Below are 17,127 nucleotides of genomic sequence, written 5' to 3'. Positions count from 1 at the left end.
GACGTCGCGCCAGGCGACGTAGTAGTGGACCTCGGTGCCGACCGGAGGCCCGCGTTCGGTCCCAGCTCGTCATCGCCGCCTACGACACCGGCCTGGTCGGCGGGCCGCCAGGCTGACCGTTCATGCCAGCCCATCAGGCGCGTACTTGACACGATGGCCCTCTGTGTAAACCATGGGCCGCATGGACGTCGCTGAATCCCTGTGGCGCGACACGAAGCGCCCGCTCTGGCCGCTCGCCCTCGTGGTCCCCGCCCTACCGTTCGCCGCACTGCTCCTGGCCGCCACGACCGGCTGGCCATGGGCCTGGTGGCTGACCCCGGTCTTCGTCCTCGGCCTCATACCGGTCGTCGACGTGCTCATCGGCGACGACCGCGCGAACCCCCCGGAGGACGCGGTGCCTGCCCTGCAGGCCTCGCCGTACTACCGGTGGATCACCTATCTCTTCCTGCCCGCCCAATTCGCCGCGCTGGTCATGGCGTGTGCGGTGTGGATCCGGGGCCCCGGCCCGGCAGGCGCCGTCGGCCTGGTGCTGACCGCCGGACTGGTCAACGGCATCGCCATCAACACCGCCCACGAGCTCGGCCACAAGCGCGAGAATGTCGAACGCTGGCTGTCGAAGATCGCCTTGGCGCCGACCGGCTACGGCCACTTCTTCGTCGAGCACAACCGCGGTCACCACGTCAGGGTGGCCACCCCTGAGGACCCCGCGAGCTCACGACTCGGCGAGAGTTTCTACCGGTTCTGGCCCCGCACGGTGCTGGGCAGCCTGCGCTCGGCCTGGCGGCTCGAGACCTCCCGGCACCGGCTCCGCGGCCGCACGCCATGGACCGTACGCAACGAGATCCTGCACGCCTGGGCCATGACCGTGGCGATGTTCGCCCTCCTGACCGCGGCCTTCGGCCCGCGGGTGCTGCCCTTTCTCGTCCTGCAGGCCGTCGTCGGATTCTCGGTCCTCGAGGCGGTCAACTACCTGGAGCACTACGGGCTGCTGCGCCAGCGCAACGCCGCCGGCCGGTACGAGAAGGTGGACCCCCGCCATAGCTGGAACAGCGACCGCCTGACCACCAACGTCTTCCTCTTCCAGCTCCAGCGCCACAGCGATCACCACGCCAACCCGCTGCGCCGCTACCAGACCTTGCGCAGCTTCGACGCCTCACCGCAGTTGCCGGCCGGCTACGCCACGATGCTGCTCCTCGCCCTCGTCCCACCACTGTGGCGGCGGGTGATGGACCACCGGGTCGTCGCCCACTACGGCGGGAACGTCTCGCTGGCCAACACCGCGCCCGGCTACCGGCCCGCGCACCCGGCTGGACGACACATCTAGGCTCAAGTCGCTATGACATCCGCACCCTCGTACCGCGCGGCGAATCGGACGCGGCTTCGCGAGTCGCTGATCGCGGCCGCCCGCGAGCTGACGATCGCGCATGGCTGGGAGAACGTGCGCATGGTGGACGTCGCCAAGTGTGTCGGCGTCAGCCGGCAGACCGTCTACAACGAGTTCGAAGGACGTTCCGGCCTGGCGCAGGCTCTCGCCCTCACCGAGGTCGAGCACTTCGTCGCCGCGGTCCGCAAGGAACTCTTCGCTCAGGGTGCAGATGTGCGCGGCGCGGCGTACGCCGCCATTCTGCACTCGCTTCAGGAGGCTGCCGACAATCCGCTGGTACGAGCCATTCTCACCAGTGCACGCGGAGGCGCGGACGAGCTACTGCCGTACCTGACCACCCGCGCGGAGGCCGTCCTGCAGGCCGCCGGTGCGGCGGTTCAGGAATGGGCCGCCGCTCACCTTCCCGACGCCGACCCGGCAACCCTCTCGCTGGCCGGCGAGTCGATCATCCGTCTCACGGTCAGCCACATCGTGTTGCCACTCGCTCCCCCGGCCACCGCAGCGGCAGACCTGGCTGAGGTATTCGTTCGGCTCCTGCGGTAGGACGTGCGGCGGAACGCGTCGTCCGAAAGCCGCCAGCAGCAACGGACCACCGGCGGGCATGGTTGCGGCGCGGCATGCCGAACCCGGTTGCCGCTCTTTCCCGTCGAACCGGCGAGAGGCACCAGATGCACGTCGTACCCGACCTCAAGGTGTTGTACTTCGGCACCCCTGTCGTAGTGATCAGCAGCCGCAACGACGACGGCACCACCAACCTGGCGCCGATGTCGTCAGCCTGGTGGCTCGGCCGGTCCTGCCTGCTCGGCCTCGGCAACCACAGCCAGACCGCCGCGAACCTCGAGCGCGACGGCGAGGCGGTGCTCAACCTGCCCCACGCCGCCCTCGTCGACGCCGTCGACCGGTTGGCGCTGACCACCGGACGCCGCGACGTGCCCGACTACAAGCGCCGGCAGGGCTACCGGTACGTGTCGGACAAGTTCACGGTCGCCGGTCTCAGCGCCCAGCCGTCGGACGTCGTCGGACCCGACCGCGTCATGCAGTGCCCCATCCAGTTGGAGTGCCGGGTGATGTCCACCCGCGCGTTCGGCGCGCCGGCCGTCGACGCCACCGCCTTCGAGGTCGAGGTCCTGCGCACCCACGTGGAAGAGCGCCTGCTGATACCGGGCACCTCCCACGTCGACCCCGTGCGCTGGGACCCGCTGATCATGAAGTTCACCGAGTTCTTCGGCGAAGGACGCAACGTGTACCCGTCCCGCCTGGCAGCGGGCTGGAACATGCCACACCGGATGCCCGCCACAGCAGCGCAACGGCGGCAGCCGGCCCGAGCGGTTGAACCCCTCCACTGACCCGGCACGCGCGTCAGGCCGACGCAGCGGCAGCGGGTCTGGCGAAGCGGTTGCCGGCCGTGATGAGACGTTCTGCGGTGGCCAGAGCTGGGTAAACCCGGATTGTCGCTTAATGCACAGTGCGAGTCGTTGCCGTGGGGGGCGGCTTCGTCGGCGGGGCGGACTCGTTGCCCTGATGTGCAGTCCCCCTATCTGTTGGATCGCCACGACCCGGTCCAGGGCGACGGCATCGACGTCAGCTTGGACGTGGAGACATCGGTGATCACGCTTGCTGTGCACGGTACGTGGGGCCACCGCCTGCAGAACGCCGCTCACGCCGCGATACACAAGAGTCTGACCGGGCATCCGGCCGCCCTGATCCTCGACCTGTAAGCGGTGACGGACCCGCGTGCCGCCAGCGCGGTGACGTGGACTCGGTCATCGGTCCGGGCGATGTGGCCGTCACGCTTCCCGCCGGCGCGAGACCGGTCGCGGCGGTGGCGACGCGTGCCCGCGCTGGAAGCGCCGTCGCCTTCGAATACAGCAGTCGCACCGGCGACCTGCAGAAGCCAATCGCGGTAGGAAGGAGCGTGCCGGCTCACCGCAGGAAAAATGCGCGCCACCGCTGGGAATCATGCACGGATCCAGAAGACGATCTTCATCCGGCGCACTGCCAGGGATGGGCAATCGAACCCGGCGCCACTCGCCACAGTGCCGGCGACCGTCGACTCGGATTGCCCAAAACCGACCGGATGTGGAGCGAACCAAGACCCCCGGTGAGGTGACTAACCCGGTAAGAGTTCCACACGACGAAGGAGATAGGTCATGCGTACGCCTCGTTCGAGTATCCCCACCTCCTGGTTCCTGGTCGCCGCCGTGGCCGGCGCGAGCGCGCTGGGCATCGCCGCATGCGGCCGACCGGCTGAAGCCGGCGCGGCCGAGGGCCTGCCCCCGGCCGCCGTATCGAGCCTGCCCGGCGCCGCCGACGTGGTCACCGCCTCGCAGGCAGCACGCTCCCTGCCTGCGGCGAACATGTCGTTGCCGCGCGGCTGGAAGCGCTGCGTGAATGTCACCGAGAACTACTCCATCGGATACCCGGGAACCTGGCACACCACTCAGATCCGGCCGGAAGAGGTTTGCGCGCAGTTCCACCCGGACCCGTTCACCATTCCGGCCGAGAGCGAATACCCGCTGACCGCCCTGAACGCCAAGCGGGTGCCGGCACCGCCGAGCCGGACCGACACAGAATTCGAGCACACGCTCCTGTGGGAGCAGACCACCGTGGGCGCACGGCGCGCCGTCCGGTTCGAGACCTCCAGCACCGGTGCGGGCCTGTACCTGGCGGGAACCAGACAGTACGGGTACGTCCTCCGCCTCGGGCAGAGCCTGATCTCGGTTCACACCACCGCCGAGCCGGGCGAGACCCGCTACACCGCCTGGCAGACCGTCGTCGACAAAGCGGTGCATACGCTGACCGTCGCGCCGCGCTCCCCCGCACACCGCGGATGTGTTCCGATCCGGCCGGACAGCGGATTCTACGAAGCCGGCCGGGTCGCCACCGAAGAACTGACGACGCCGACCTCGCGCTGCACGACGATCAGCGTCTCCCACGTCGTAGACCCGGCGAACCCATCGGACCGATGCCAGACCTTCCGGCTCGCGTTCTGGCCACTGGTCGACGGCTCCCTCACCTACACCGAACCGGTGACCGCGTGCGGCGCACGACGCACCGTGCTGGCGCGCAACGTTCCCGACAACGCCCGCTACCTGGTGTTGTATGACGTCGACTACATCGATCCGGAGATCCAGACAGTCAAGTTCAGAGTGTGGCACTAGCGAGCTCAGCGCATCAGGGGAAGATCAAGGACCTGCTCCCTGTCGAACATCTGTCCTGTGGGCCGGAACCCGTACTTCAGGTAGAAACCAAGGGGCGACCCGTCGCCCGCATGCCGTTTGACAGCCGCTTCAGCCAGCGAGCGGCTGACGCCGTCCACGAAGTCTCCCTGTTCGGGCAGTACCCGAAGATCTTCCACGGCCTGTCGGTTGCCTGACGTGATCGACCGCAGAGTCACCTGTCCCGAGCTCTCCGACATACCAGCGTCTCCTACCGTCCAGGCGCCGCGCCGCGGCGGCCGGTTCGACCGGCCGCCGCCACGCCTGGCCGATCCGCTCCCGGGACTGCGGCGCCCTCCTCAGTGGGCGCCTCGCCCGATGATCCACGGTCGGCGACCGCGACAGGATCTGCATCGTCGTTCCCCAGCCGCCTGCGCAATTGCAGTCTCGCCTTGTGTATTCGCGACTTCACGGTGCCCTCCGGCACGTGCTGGAGCACCGCGATCTCGCCGTAGCTGAGACCGATCAGATCGCGGAGGGCGACCGCCTCTGCCAGCTCTGCCTTCAGTTCGCTCATGGCGTCGAGCAGATCCCGTCGCGTCATCGCAACGACACTCGTCCGGCGGGCATCCGCGATGCCGTAGAGCACATCGAGGCCGGCGGTGGGCCGGCGGGAGCCCGAACGCCGGTAGGTGGAACGGGCCCGGTTGGCGGCGAGCCGATACAGCCATGTACGGAACGCGGAACGCCCCTGGAAACCGGGAAGTCCCCGGGCCATCGCCAACAGCGTGTCCTGGCACGCCTCCTCCGCGTCCTCCCGGTTGGACAACATGCGGGTACACAGCCGGAGAACCTCGGGCCGGACCATCACAAGAAGCACGTTCAGGGCGGCCAGATCACCGCCGGAGGCGATACGGGCCAGGCTTTCGAGATTCGGTTCTTGCATGTCGTGATGCCGTCCTCTCCCCCTGACTATGCACCAGCGACGCCACGCCACGGCCCGTTGATCAATGCCACGTTGTGCCCGCAGGCGGATGCCGTAGAGCTGGGCATCCACATCACCAGCGGCAGACCTTCGGCTTGCCGCCCTCCTGATCAGCCGGTTCAAGCGACCCGGACTCCGGCCCGCACCTCGCAGGCCGCTACGCCGCAGAATCCTCCCCTCTGCGGTGCACGATCAGGACCGGCCGATGGGCCTGGTGCAGGGTCGCCATCGCCACCGATCCCAGCAGGATCTCCTCGACCGCCGAGCGACCCCGCGAGCCGACGGCCAGCACGGCGGCATTTCGCTTACGGGCGTACGCGCTCAGCGCGCCCGCGATCGCACGACCGGATCGGGGCAGCATGCCGTCATGGTGCAGGACCGTCACCGCACCGTCGACGGGTTCGGGTTGCGGCCCGCCGCGGTCCTCCACGGCGACCGGCTCGATCTCCCGGCCACCGAACAAAGTACGGGCCGCATTGCGGGTGGCCTCCGCGTCCGGGGACCCGTCCCAGCCGGTCACGATCGATCCGTCGGCGAGGGCGGCACGATCCGCGGCCAGCAACGGGTGCGGAACCACGAGTACCGGCCGCCGGGCATAGTGCACCACCATGTCCGACACGCTGCCGAGCACAGCCCGGGTGCCGCCGAGCCCCCGGGAGCCGACCACGACCACGTCGGCGTCGAGCCTCTCGGCCAGCTGCGCGAACTGGACTCCGTCACCGCCGTAGCCACGCTCCACCAACGCCTCGGCCCGCCAGCCGGCCGCTGCGGCCAGGGTGACCCCGACACCGGCGACGCGCTCGGCCTCCCGCGCGCCTTCGAGCTCGATCGCTTCGGCGTACTCGTCGACATTCGCCGTCCCGCTCCAGAGTCGCCGACGCAACGTCTCGCTGGCGAACGGCGGCGTCCACAGGTGAACGATCCACGCTCGTGCGCCGGGAAACAGTTTCGCGCCGACGTCGACCGCGGCGCTCGCCGCCGGCGAGCCGTCGAAGCCGATGATCACTCGTGCAGCAGATGCGGTCATGCCCCCAGGCTCGCTCACGCCGGCGCCGCGGTCCAGGGCCGGTCGGCACGACCGGTCGACCGGAGGCCCGAGTCGTCTTCCATCTGCCCACCAGCGGAAGCGCCCACCTGCGGAAGCGCCCACCTGCGGAAGCGCCCACCTGCGGAAGCGCCCGCGGCCACGCCTCTTCACCATCACGGACCCTTACCGAGCCCGGTGCAGGTGACCGGAGTCACTGACCAATGAACTCGTTCCGAGCCAAGGGGATCCCTGCGCCCGCCAGGCTCACAGCCGGGCCAGGAAGCGCGTCCGGCGTCGCCGGGTGAGCAGCAGGACACCAGCGCCTGCCGCGAGCAACGTCAGAGCACCGCCCACCACCGCGGCGACGGGCGCACCGGTCACCGGCAGCCCACTCCTCCCGCCACCACTTCCGTTGACGACGATCCGTGCCTTGTCGTCGGACTTGTCGCGCTCACACGACCCACACGCCGCGGTGACCTGCACCTGCCCGGTCGCGCCGGCGATCACCTCGGTGATGCGCAACTGGAGCGGAACCTCTCGGCCGCGCCGGATCGATGCGCTCGCCGACCTCGCACAGATACTCCCAGGCATCGGGCGTGGGAGGGCCGTCGACGATCTGGCCACAGCCCGCCGGGGCCGTGGCGACCTGGGTGCCCTTCGGTAGGAACACCCGCGCCTTCGCCGTCATGGTCTTCTGCTGTACCGTGCCCAGCCCGCGACCGGTTCCGTCGCCACTGAATCGGTCGGCTCCTGCGGGGTCAGCCGGTGGTCGGTGCGGGGCAGTCGGACGGTGCCGCCAGCGCGGCCGTGCCCAGGGCCTGCAGTACCAGCGAGATCACCATCGGATCGCTCGGCAGCGCTCCATGCGCGACCCGGGCGTCGGGACAAAGCCGCTGCAGCGCCACGTTGACCGCGCCGTCCAGGCGGGCGGAGTCCGGCGGCTGGACGGTCTCGTCGTTCTCCGTCCATACCGACAGCCAGGGCAACCGCTCCGGCAGCGGAGCGTCGGCCAGCTCGTCCAGCAGATCGCTGCCGGGGGCGAGTTGCCGGCAGGCGGTCGGACAGGACTTACGGGCGAAGGCCGCGCCGGCGCCGGCGAGCCGGGTGCCGTGCAGGGGCGAGCCGAGGCTCACCACCCGGCGCGCGACGACTTCCCCTTCGTACCGGTCGATCCAGATCCGGGCGACGACGCCGCCGGCCGAGTAGCCGACCACGTCGACCGAGGGCGCGCCATCGCCCAGCTCCCGGCGCACGGCCTCGTCGAGGACCGCGGCCTGCCGTCGCAGGTCGCCGGTGCCGCCCTCGGGCAGAGCGAGCACGGTGGCGCGGCGGCCGGCAGAGGTCAGCCGGTCGGCCAGCGGAGCCAGCGACGCCTGGCTGCCTCCGTACCCGGGAATGAGAAGGACCGGCCCCGGGCTGGCCTGGTCCGGGCGGGCCGAGGGACGGTCGTCGGCGACCAGCCGGATGCCGAGAACCACCAGCAGAACCAGGGCCATGGCGGACGACGCACCGATCAGGAGGCTACGGCGGCGCGGCATCCCCCCATCCTCGCGCACCGACCTGGGCCGGAATGCCCGCTGGGCAAAGATGCGTGCCGGGAAACTTCGGCGCCGACCCGACCATCGGGTGGTTCCCGTGCGTACCGGTGGGTGGCACCGACAGGCAGGGAGGCCACCCCATGCAGGAGAATCCAGAGACCGGAGACCACGCCGCCGAGTCCCCCGACCAGCCGGCGCCCGCCGCGGCACCACCGAGCGCCGCACCGCCGCAGGAGGCCGGCGGGCGGCTCGCTTCCTGGATGATGGCGACCGGCGAGCATGTGAGCCCGCGGATCCTCGGCGACGTTCCCTCCGACCTGCCCGCGGCCTGTCCCGACGCGCCACTGCCGGGCGACGAGCCCACGGTCGAATGGCCCGTTATCACCGACTTTGCCCTCGCGAGCGACGAACCGCCGGAGAACGACGACCCGCCCGAGGAGGCCGTGCACGAAGCCACGGCGCTCGAAGCCACGCTCGCGGATACCCTGCCCCACGAGGCCCTACCTGCAACCGGTTCCCGCGGCCGAGTGCAGGGGCGGCGCCGGCTGTACGGGGCCGGCCTCGCCGCCGCCCTGCTGCTCATCGGCGGCAGCGCCACCCTGCTCGGGCGCGGCACCGACGACTCCGGCGGCGACACCGGCCGCCGCGGCCCGGCCGCCGCCGCCCCGGCCGGCTCCGGCGCCCCGGCCCCCACCGAACCCGCCGCACCCCCCGTCGCGGACCGCCCCGCGCCGGGCCATACCGCGATGGCGCCGCTGGGCGACCGCACGGCGGCGGGCTTCGACGTGGTCGACGGCGCGACGGCCGTCATGCTGCGCACCGCCGACCTCGGCGACCGCCTCTACGCGGTCAGCACGCCGCAGGACAGCGCCATCGTGCCGCGCGCCGCCGAGCAGGACGGCCGGGTCCGGCTGTTCCTCGACCGGACCGACGGCAGCCACCCGGGGACGGTCGACATCACGCTGACCTCACGGGTGCGCTGGGACCTGCGGGTGGCGGGCGGCGCCAGCCTCAGCACCATCGACCTGAGCGGCGGCGGAGTCAGCGGGGTGGACCTGACCGGCGGCGCGAGCCGGATCAACCTGACGCTGCCGCGCCCCGACGGGACGCTCAACGTGCGGATGACGGGCGGCGTCAGCCTCTTCGACGTCCGCACGGCCGGCCGGGTCCCGGTGCGGGTCCGCGTCGGCGGCGGAGCCGATCAGGTCGTGCTGAACGGGCGCAGCCACTCGCGGGTTCCCGCCGGCTCGCTGTTCACCCCGGCGAACTGGGCCAGGGCCGCGGACCGCATCGACGTGGAGGCGACCGCCGGGATGTCGGAGCTCACCGTCGCCGCCGCGGAGCGGACCTGACGGGCGCGGGCCGACCGAGCCACGGTCGACGGGCACCGGCAGACCTCGACGCGTCGGCGCCGACCTCGGGCGCCGGCCACAGACCTGCCCATGACGCGCCGCAGTGTCGGCGAGCCGTCAGATAAAGCGGGAAATTGTCACGAACCCACATATACGGAGAGTGATGAAGAACTCGATTTCGATCATGTTTACCGAACCGCAATCTGGAGGTGCCACCTTGGGTGGCCGTGCGCAACGGCATCGACGCAGCTCAGAAGCGTGAGACGCATCGATAGTCACTTATAGTGGCGCTACGTAGCGTGTTTAAGAAAGCACGCTACGGAGCGTCGTGCACTCCGCCGGACCGGGTCCCACCAGCCCGACGTGAAAGGTTGTCGATGAGCGTTGTTCAGACCCCCTCCTCGGGTCCAGAACACCACCAACATAAACAGCGGTCTGTGGACGACACCCGGGTCATCCCCATTCCACGGTCTCGGTTGGACCAGGAGAGGATGAGCGTCGGCAACGACCAAACGCTCATCCTTCCGTATAAATACGGCTATAGCGCCTATAGCGTGCTCGCCGGCCCCGCGGAGCGGCCGGACAAGACCTCGACGAGCGGCGAGCCCTACCGGGTGAAGATGCGCCGGCTCGCCCGACGGCGGCCGATCGCGACCGTGTTCATCACGCTGTTCGCCTTCGCCTTCGAGAGCACGTTCTTCGGCTGGCTGCTCGCCAGCATCGAACTGCCCGACCCGGACCTGAAGCCGTTGCTGTTCGGCGCCACCATCTTCATGATCGTCGCGACCACGCTGATCGAGCTGTTCCGGCTCATCAACGTCGTCACCTTGTGCCTGGCGACGATCTGGGCCCGCGACCCCCAGCCGGTCGTCCCGGACCCGACGCTGCGGGTGGCCTTCCTGACGACCATCGTGCCCGGCAAGGAGCCGCTGGAGATGGTCGAGCGCACGCTGAGCGCCGCCATGGACATCCGGTACGCCGGCCCGTACGACGTCTGGCTGCTCGACGAGGGTGACAGCCCCGAGGTCCGCCGGATGTGCCACCGCATCGGCGTGCGGCACTACAGCCGCAAGGGCCTGCCCCAGTACAACACCGAGGCGGGCGCCTTCAAGGCGAAGACCAAGCACGGCAACTACAACTCGTGGATCGACCGGCACGGCGACTCGTACGACGTGTTCGTCTCGGTCGACCCGGACCACGTGCCGCAGCCGAACTTCTGCGAGCGCCTGCTCGGCTACTTCCGCGATCCGGACGTCGGGTTCGTCGTCGGCCCGCAGGTCTACGGCAACTACGACAGCGTGGTGACCCGCTGGGCCGAGTCGCAGCAGTACCTGTTCCACTCGTTGCTGCAGCGTGCCGGGAACAAGCGCGGTATCGCCATGCTGGTGGGCACGAACAACGCGGTGCGCATCTCCGCGCTGCGCAGTATCGGCGGCCTGCAGGACTCGATCACCGAGGACATGGCCACCAGCCTGGTCATGCACAGCACCAACAACCCGGAGACCGGCAAGCGCTGGCGCTCGGTCTACACCCCCGACGTGCTTGCCGTGGGCGAGGGTCCGTCCTCCTGGACCGACTACTTCAGCCAGCAGCACCGCTGGTCCCGGGGCACCGACGAGGTGGTGGTGCGGCAGTTCGGCAAGATGTTCTGGAAGCTCAGCTTCGGACGCGCGTTCCACTACGCCCTGCTCATGTCGTACTACCCGCTGACCGCGCTCGCCTGGGTGCTCGGCGCCAGCGTGGCGGCCTGCTACCTGCTGCTCGGCGCCAAGGGCGTACAGGTACCGCAGGAGGTGTGGCTGATGCTGTACGTCGACGCCGCGCTGTTCCAGATCGGTCTGTACCTGTTCAACCGGCGGCACAACGTGAGCCCGCACGAGGAGGAGGGCACCTCCGGCCTGCCCGGAATGTTGGTCTCCACCCTGTCCACCCCGATCTACGTGTCGTCGTTCTTCGGCGCGTTGTTGCGCCGGGAGGCCGGCTTCGTGGTGACGCCCAAGGGCGACTCGACCAGCCCGGACCGCCCGCTCACCTTCAAGCACAGCCTGTCCTGGGCGGCGTTCTACGCCGCGCTGCTGGCGGTCTCGCCGTTCCTCGGGCACGTGGACGGCGCGATGTGGTTGTGGCCGAGCCTCAACCTGGTGATCTGCCTGCTACCGATCACCGTGTGGAAGATCCAGACCCTGCAGCGCCCGAAGGGCAAGAGGCGGGCCCTCGATCCGAAGACGATGGAGAAGACGTACGTATGAAGCCCCGTAATCGCCCCGCACTTGCCAGGCGCCTCGGGAGTGGCCTGGTCGCACTTCTCGTTCTGGGCATTGTCGTCGTGGTGAACCGGCCGATGGTCGCCGCCGCCACCGATGCGCTGCACGAGTTCAACATCAACCGGCAGTCCTACAAGGAGAAGTACGGCCACTGGGCCGGCCTGTCGGTGCCGCGGGACTTCCGGATCAACGCGATCCACGCGGCCCTGCTCAATACCGGCAAGGTGCTCATCATCGCGGGTAGCGGCAACAACCGGGACGCGTTCGAGGCGGGCACCTTCCGGACGGTCATCTACGACCCCGCGTCGGAGAAGTTCACCGAGGTGCCGACGCCCACCGACGTCTTCTGCGCCGGGCACACCTTCCTGCCCAACGGCAACCTGCTGGTCGCCGGCGGCACCAAGGACTACGAGGTCCTCCCGGAGGACATCGAGCACGCGTACGGCGTGATGAAGCTGAAGAATGAGTCGGTCGCCGGTGGCCCGCGCGAGTTCCCCAAGGGCACCAAGGTCGTGGCGCCGGACGGCGACGTGTACGAGACCCGCGAGGACGTGACCCTGCCCGCGGCCACCACGATGCAGCACGGCGACGAGGTGATGACCCACGCCGGCGAGGTCGAGGTCTGGGTGGATGCCGTCAAGAAGGGTGACGGCTCCGTCGTCGAGAGGCCTCAGCAGTACGCCGTCGAGGGCCTCACCGGAGCGGACAAGCAGAACATCTACGGCGTGTCGGACAAGATCACCCGGGAGAAGCAGGAGTACGGCGGCGACAAGACGTCGTACGAGTTCGACCCGAAGACCGAGCGGTACGTCCGGGTCGGCGACATGGTCAAGCACCGTTGGTATCCGACGCTCGCCGAGCTGCCGAACGGCGACGTGCTGGCGGTGTCGGGCCTGGACCAGTTCGGTCGGATCATCCCGGGTGACAACGAGAAGTACATCGCCTCGCAGAAGAAGTGGGTCGACGCCCCGGAACTCAAGCGGACCTTCCCGACCTATCCGGCCTTCCACATGATGAAGGACGGCAACTTCTTCTACTCCGGTTCCAACGCCGGCTACGGCTCCGACACCGTGGGCCGCACCCCGGGCATCTGGAACGTGCGGAACAACAAGTTCACGGAGGTTCCCGGCCTGCGTGACCCGAAGCTGACCGAGACGAGCTCCTCGGTCCTGCTGGCCCCCGCGCAGAACCAGAAGGTGATGATCTTCGGCGGTGGCGGCGTGGGCGAGTCCGAGGTCTCCACCAAGCGCACCGACATCATCGACCTGAACCAGAAGAAGCCACGGTACGAGCCCGGCCCGGACCTGCCCGCGCCGGCCCGCTACCTCAGCGCGGTGTTGCTGCCGGACGACACGGTCTTCACCACGGGCGGCTCCTCCGGGTACCGCGGCGGCAAGTACGGCGATAAGACCCGCAGCGACCTGTTCAACGCGCAGATCTACCGTCCGGCCGAGAACGCGTTCGCCACCGCGGCCGAGTCGACGGTCGGCCGCAACTACCACTCCGAGGCGATCCTGCTGCCAGACGGCCGGGTTGTGACGATGGGCGGCGACCCGCTGTACGACGAGTCGGGGAAGGGGCCCGGCACCTTCGAGAAGCGCATCGAGGTGTACTCGCCGCCGTACCTCTTCCAGGGCGCTCGGCCGACCATCACCGACGGCCCCGCCACGGTGCAGCGCGGCACCACCGTAAAGTTCACCTCCCCGGAGGCGGCGCAGATCAAGGCCGCACGACTGGTACGGCCCAGCGCGGTCACTCACGTGCTGGACGTCGATCAGCGCTCCGTCGCGGTGGACATCACCCCCACCGGTGACGACACCCTGGACCTGTCCATCCCCAAGACGAAAGGCCTGGTGCCGTCCGGCTGGTACATGCTCTTCCTGCTGGACAACAAGGGCGTGCCATCGGTAGCCCGCTGGGTACAGGTGCTCTGATTCCATGGTCAGCCACGCCAAGCCGCCGAGCCGTGGCCTCCGGCTGGTGCTCGCAGCGTCCGCGGTACTCGCGGTCGCCGCGGGCATCGGCCTGACGGTGGCCACGCGCGGAGACGATCAATCCACCGAGCGGGACACCGCGGGCGGCAGCACGCCCAGCGCCGCCGTCAGCAGCGCCGCACCGGTGCCCTCGACGATTCTGGGCAGCGCCACGTCGATACCCTCCCCGTCCGCGAGCCAGCCGCCGGCGAAGCCCAAGAGCGCAGCGGCGAAGCCGGCCGGCGGCGCGCTGGCCGGCAAGACGTTCTACGTCGACCGGTCCGGTCCGGCCACCAAACAGGTCCAGGACTTCCAGAGCGCCGGCCGCGACGGGGACGCCCAGTTGATCCGCGAGATCGCGGACCGGCCCAACGCGACCTGGTTCGCCGACTCCTCGACCGGGTACACCAGCCGGGCCCGCAAACTGGTCACCAGTGCGGCCGGCGCCGGCAAGCTGCCGGTGCTGACGATGTACAACATCCCCCATCGCGACTGCTCCGGGCACTCCGCGGGCGGGGCGTCCGGCGCGGACGCCTACCGGTCCTACGTCGCGTCGATGGCCAATGCCCTGAGGGGGCACAAGGCCGTCGTGATCCTGGAGCCGGACGCGGTCGCCCAGGCGGTCCAGGGCTGCCTGGACGAGGGGCGCAAGGCCGAGAGGTTCGCGCTGCTGCGCGAGGCCATCGGCACGTTGCGCAAGAACTCCGGGGTGAGCGTCTATCTGGACGCGGGCAACCCGACGTGGATCACCGACACCGGCAAGCTCGCCGCCGCGCTCAGGCAGGCCGGGGTGGATCGCAGCAACGGCTTCTCCCTCAACGTGGCGAACTTCGAGACCACCGCGAGGAACATCTCGTACGGTACGGAGCTGTCCGGAAAGCTCGACGGCACGCACTTCGTGGTGGACACGAGCCGCAACGGAAACGGGCCTGTGGGGGCCGGGACCAGTGGCGACGCCCGCTGGTGCAACCCGGTGGGCCGCAAGCTCGGCGAGCCGCCGACCACACGTACCGGGAACACTCTCGTCGACGCGTACCTGTGGATCAAACGACCGGGCGAGTCCGACGGCGCCTGCGGCAACGGCGCTCCCCCCGCCGGCCAGTGGTGGGCCGACTACGCCCTCGCTCTCGCGCGCTGAGCGCGGCGCGCGGATCTCGCCGACGGCGAAGTCGGCCAGGAGGTGACGACCTCCAGGACCAAGCGGCAGATGGCGAGCGTTCCACCGGCGACGGAGGAAAATTGCGGCAGATCGAGTGATGGGTGAGCGCCGGGAACGGCTGTACGGTGACGAAATGCAGGCGCCCGCGCTGGACGTCGATCAGTGCTCAGAAGCCGCCCGTGTCGCTACGGTGATCGAGCAGTTCGACATCGACAGCAAGACAGAGTCCATCCACGCGGAGCTCTCAGCGCTCCGGGCCACGGCCTTGTCCGCGCTGCGAGCGACGAGTATCGATCCGGCGGTGCTCGGTGACGTCCTCGGCGACTACCTGTACCGGATGGTCGTCGGGCCGTCGCGTGACGCCGTCCAGTATTGGCCGATACTGGAGTTGCTCCGAGCCGCCGGTGCCGATGAGAAGCGGGCCGTCGCCAAGGCGGCGTGGCGGTGCGGCCAGACGGCCGATCAGCGATCGAAGGGCCCGCACAGGGTCAATCGACTCGTCAACCACCGTCAGCATGACGGCAACGCAGGCAGGACCTGAGCAGCACTGGCGCCGGCCCGCCGGTATGCCGACGGCTCACACCGGAACGACGCTGGAGGAGAGCCAGTCGTGCAGGCGCCGGTGACGGGATTGGTCGTCGCGCAGCGGGCAGGTGTCGCAGTAGCGGTCGGCGGGGGGCCCGGCAGCGGTAGTGCTGCGGTAGGAGAGACAACAGGTTCCCCGTACTTGGCACAGCACCTCTCCCCCGGGCACGGCGACCGGGAAAGGCCGAGCGCGGGTCAGCGCTACCGGAGCGTGGACAGACAGCGCGGCAAGCAGCCGCTGGGCGTACCGCCAGGCAGGGTACGGATCCCGACCGGCAAGCTGCGCGATTTCGATGGCGGTGCCGGTGACCTCGTCCGACACAGCGCCCCACAGACGCCGGATGCCGAACGGGGCCCGCGCGCGGACCGCCGTCAGGATCGGGGCGAGCGTGGCCGCGGCGCGTCGTGCCCACCACTGGTGGAGGTCGTCCTCGTCGGCCCGGACGATGCTGTCCCGGCCGGTCGCCGCCGGGTCCGTCGGCAGGAGCGCGACGGTCGGCCGCCGGACCGCGCAACCGTCCAGTCCGGTCACCGCGTCGACCCTGACGACCAGGTTGTCGATCGCGGGGTCGGGGCAGCGCCGATCGAGGACCAGGGCGGCCACCGTCGGCGCGATGACCGCCCGGGCGAGTTGAAGGCCGAGCAGGCTGCCGGCGAGGGGCCGCCGGCCGTGCAGGGACACCAGGGCAGCCAGCCACGCGTCGAGATGGCCTGAGTCGGTCGCGGCGGCCAGGGCGACCCAGTCGCCGCCGGGCTCGAGGCCCACGTCGAAGCCGGCGGCGGCATCGAGCCCGCTCAGCCGCGCGGCGGTGGCAGCGAGCGCAGGGGCACCCGTGTGCGCTTCGCCGTCACCCATGCACGGGGGCGGCATCGCGCACCTCGCTACTGCCGCCGTGGCTCTGCGACGGGAATCCTCGCCGGCGCCGCGGCACGACCATCGGGGTGCCGGTCTCCGGGTCGGGGATGACGCGGCACGGCAGTCCGAACACATCCTCGACCAGCGACGCGGTGACAACCTGACCCGGGTCGCCCTGCGCGGCGATCGTGCCGCCGGGCCGCATGACGATCACGTGGCTGGCGTAACGACACGCCTGATTGAGGTCGTGCAGGACGGCGACGATGGTATGCCCGCTCGCCTCGTGCAGATCGGCGCAGAGGTCGAGGACCTCGACCTGGTGGGCGATGTCGAGAAAGGTGGTCGGCTCGTCGAGCAGCAGGATGGGAGTCTGCTGGGCGAGCACCATGGCGAGCCAGACCCGCTGCCGTTGACCGCCGGAGAGCTCGTCGAGCAGCCGGTCCGCGAGGGCGTGCACGCCGGTGCGCCGCATGGCCTCGGCGACCACGGATTCATCGTCGCGGGACCACTGCCGCAACAGGCGTTGGTGCGGGTAGCGGCCGCGGGCCACGAGGTCGCCCACGGTGATACCGCTGGGAGCGATGGACGTCTGAGGGAGCAGTCCCAGCCGCTGTGCGACTTCCTTGGTCCGGTAGGAAGAGATCAGCCGCCCGTCGAGGTGCACCGAACCGGTCGTCGGCTTGAGCATCCGGGCGAGCGCCTTGAGCAGGGTGGACTTGCCGCAGGCGTTCGGACCGACGATGACGGTGAACGAGCCGTCCGGGATGCTGACTCCGAGATCGGTCGCCACGGTGCGCTTCTCGTACGCGAGCGTCACGTTCTCCGCGCGCAGCCGGGTCATGACGT

17 protein-coding genes are annotated in these 17,127 nt (G+C 69.8%); 10 read left to right on the top strand and 7 right to left on the bottom strand.

All coding sequences use genetic code 11. The annotated features are described in order from the left end of the window. Positions 1-181 precede the first annotated feature (181 nt). The 5 genes from EDD30_RS33770 to EDD30_RS33750 all read left to right on the top strand — a co-directional run bounded on the left by EDD30_RS33770 (position 182) and on the right by EDD30_RS33750 (position 4,545). A complete protein-coding gene (locus EDD30_RS33770) occupies positions 182-1,324 on the top strand; it encodes an alkane 1-monooxygenase (protein WP_084556120.1) in 1,143 nt (380 codons plus the stop codon). A gap of 12 nt (positions 1,325-1,336) precedes the next feature. Beyond that, positions 1,337-1,927 carry a TetR/AcrR family transcriptional regulator gene (locus EDD30_RS33765; protein ID WP_071803231.1) on the top strand — a complete coding sequence of 197 codons (591 nt, stop codon included), beginning with the start codon at positions 1,337-1,339 and terminating at the stop codon, positions 1,925-1,927. A 125-nt stretch (positions 1,928-2,052) separates the two neighbouring features. Next, entirely contained in the window at positions 2,053-2,730 is a 678-nt protein-coding gene (locus EDD30_RS33760; RefSeq protein WP_071803230.1) for a flavin reductase family protein, read from the top strand. A gap of 195 nt (positions 2,731-2,925) precedes the next feature. After that, entirely contained in the window at positions 2,926-3,102 is a 177-nt protein-coding gene (locus EDD30_RS39545) for a hypothetical protein (protein ID WP_170047110.1), read from the top strand. Between the two features lie 432 nt (positions 3,103-3,534). Continuing rightward, entirely contained in the window at positions 3,535-4,545 is a 1,011-nt protein-coding gene (locus tag EDD30_RS33750) for a hypothetical protein (protein ID WP_071803229.1), read from the top strand. Between the two features lie 5 nt (positions 4,546-4,550). Here the strand turns inward: EDD30_RS33750 and EDD30_RS33745 are convergent, their stop codons facing one another. From EDD30_RS33745 to EDD30_RS33725, 5 genes are all read right to left on the bottom strand, one after another. Beyond that, positions 4,551-4,802: a hypothetical protein gene (locus EDD30_RS33745; protein WP_071803228.1), complete on the bottom strand. Its 252-nt coding sequence runs from the start codon at positions 4,800-4,802 to the stop codon at positions 4,551-4,553. An 11-nt stretch (positions 4,803-4,813) separates the two neighbouring features. After that, positions 4,814-5,488: an RNA polymerase sigma factor gene (locus EDD30_RS33740; RefSeq protein ID WP_071803227.1), complete on the bottom strand. Its 675-nt coding sequence runs from the start codon at positions 5,486-5,488 to the stop codon at positions 4,814-4,816. 196 nt (positions 5,489-5,684) lie between these two features. Continuing rightward, positions 5,685-6,554 carry a universal stress protein gene (locus EDD30_RS33735; protein WP_071803226.1) on the bottom strand — a complete coding sequence of 290 codons (870 nt, stop codon included), beginning with the start codon at positions 6,552-6,554 and terminating at the stop codon, positions 5,685-5,687. A gap of 264 nt (positions 6,555-6,818) precedes the next feature. Next, the gene (locus EDD30_RS33730) at positions 6,819-7,076 is read right to left on the bottom strand and encodes a hypothetical protein (protein WP_071803225.1); all 258 of its coding nucleotides are present in this window, start codon (positions 7,074-7,076) and stop codon (positions 6,819-6,821) included. A gap of 236 nt (positions 7,077-7,312) precedes the next feature. Then, complete coding sequence (locus EDD30_RS33725) at positions 7,313-8,092, bottom strand: lipase family alpha/beta hydrolase (protein WP_211277661.1); 780 nt, start codon at positions 8,090-8,092, stop codon at positions 7,313-7,315. 140 nt (positions 8,093-8,232) lie between these two features. Here EDD30_RS33725 and EDD30_RS33720 point away from each other — a divergent pair, with 140 nt between their 5' ends. The 5 genes from EDD30_RS33720 (at position 8,233) to EDD30_RS33700 (ending at position 15,381) form a co-directional block, all read left to right on the top strand. Beyond that, on the top strand, positions 8,233-9,444 hold the full coding sequence (locus EDD30_RS33720) for a hypothetical protein (protein WP_148088179.1): 1,212 nt from the start codon (positions 8,233-8,235) through the stop codon (positions 9,442-9,444). 491 nt (positions 9,445-9,935) lie between these two features. Continuing rightward, the gene (locus tag EDD30_RS33715; protein WP_123678661.1) at positions 9,936-11,693 is read left to right on the top strand and encodes a glycosyltransferase family 2 protein; all 1,758 of its coding nucleotides are present in this window, start codon (positions 9,936-9,938) and stop codon (positions 11,691-11,693) included. Next, entirely contained in the window at positions 11,690-13,642 is a 1,953-nt protein-coding gene (glxA, locus tag EDD30_RS33710; RefSeq protein WP_071803051.1) for a radical copper oxidase GlxA, read from the top strand. Before EDD30_RS33715 ends, glxA begins: the two co-directional genes overlap by 4 nt. Before the next feature lie 4 nt (positions 13,643-13,646). Then, a complete protein-coding gene (locus EDD30_RS33705) occupies positions 13,647-14,819 on the top strand; it encodes a glycoside hydrolase family 6 protein (protein ID WP_084556086.1) in 1,173 nt (390 codons plus the stop codon). A gap of 118 nt (positions 14,820-14,937) precedes the next feature. Continuing rightward, complete coding sequence (locus tag EDD30_RS33700; protein ID WP_071803050.1) at positions 14,938-15,381, top strand: hypothetical protein; 444 nt, start codon at positions 14,938-14,940, stop codon at positions 15,379-15,381. Between the two features lie 36 nt (positions 15,382-15,417). On the opposite strand, the gene EDD30_RS33695 is transcribed toward EDD30_RS33700, so the two are convergent. Beyond that, entirely contained in the window at positions 15,418-16,296 is an 879-nt protein-coding gene (locus EDD30_RS33695; protein ID WP_170047091.1) for a (2Fe-2S)-binding protein, read from the bottom strand. Further along, positions 16,274-17,122 (bottom strand): ABC transporter ATP-binding protein, encoded by an 849-nt coding sequence (locus EDD30_RS33690; RefSeq protein ID WP_071803048.1) that lies wholly within the window; start codon positions 17,120-17,122, stop codon positions 16,274-16,276. The genes EDD30_RS33695 and EDD30_RS33690 overlap by 23 nt, the downstream gene beginning before the upstream one ends. Between the last annotated feature and the right edge of the window lie 5 nt (positions 17,123-17,127).

Origin of the sequence: Couchioplanes caeruleus, from assembly GCF_003751945.1 — a bacterium.
GTDB lineage: Bacteria > Actinomycetota > Actinomycetes > Mycobacteriales > Micromonosporaceae > Actinoplanes > Actinoplanes caeruleus.
This window is presented reverse-complemented; position numbering and strand designations above follow the sequence as displayed.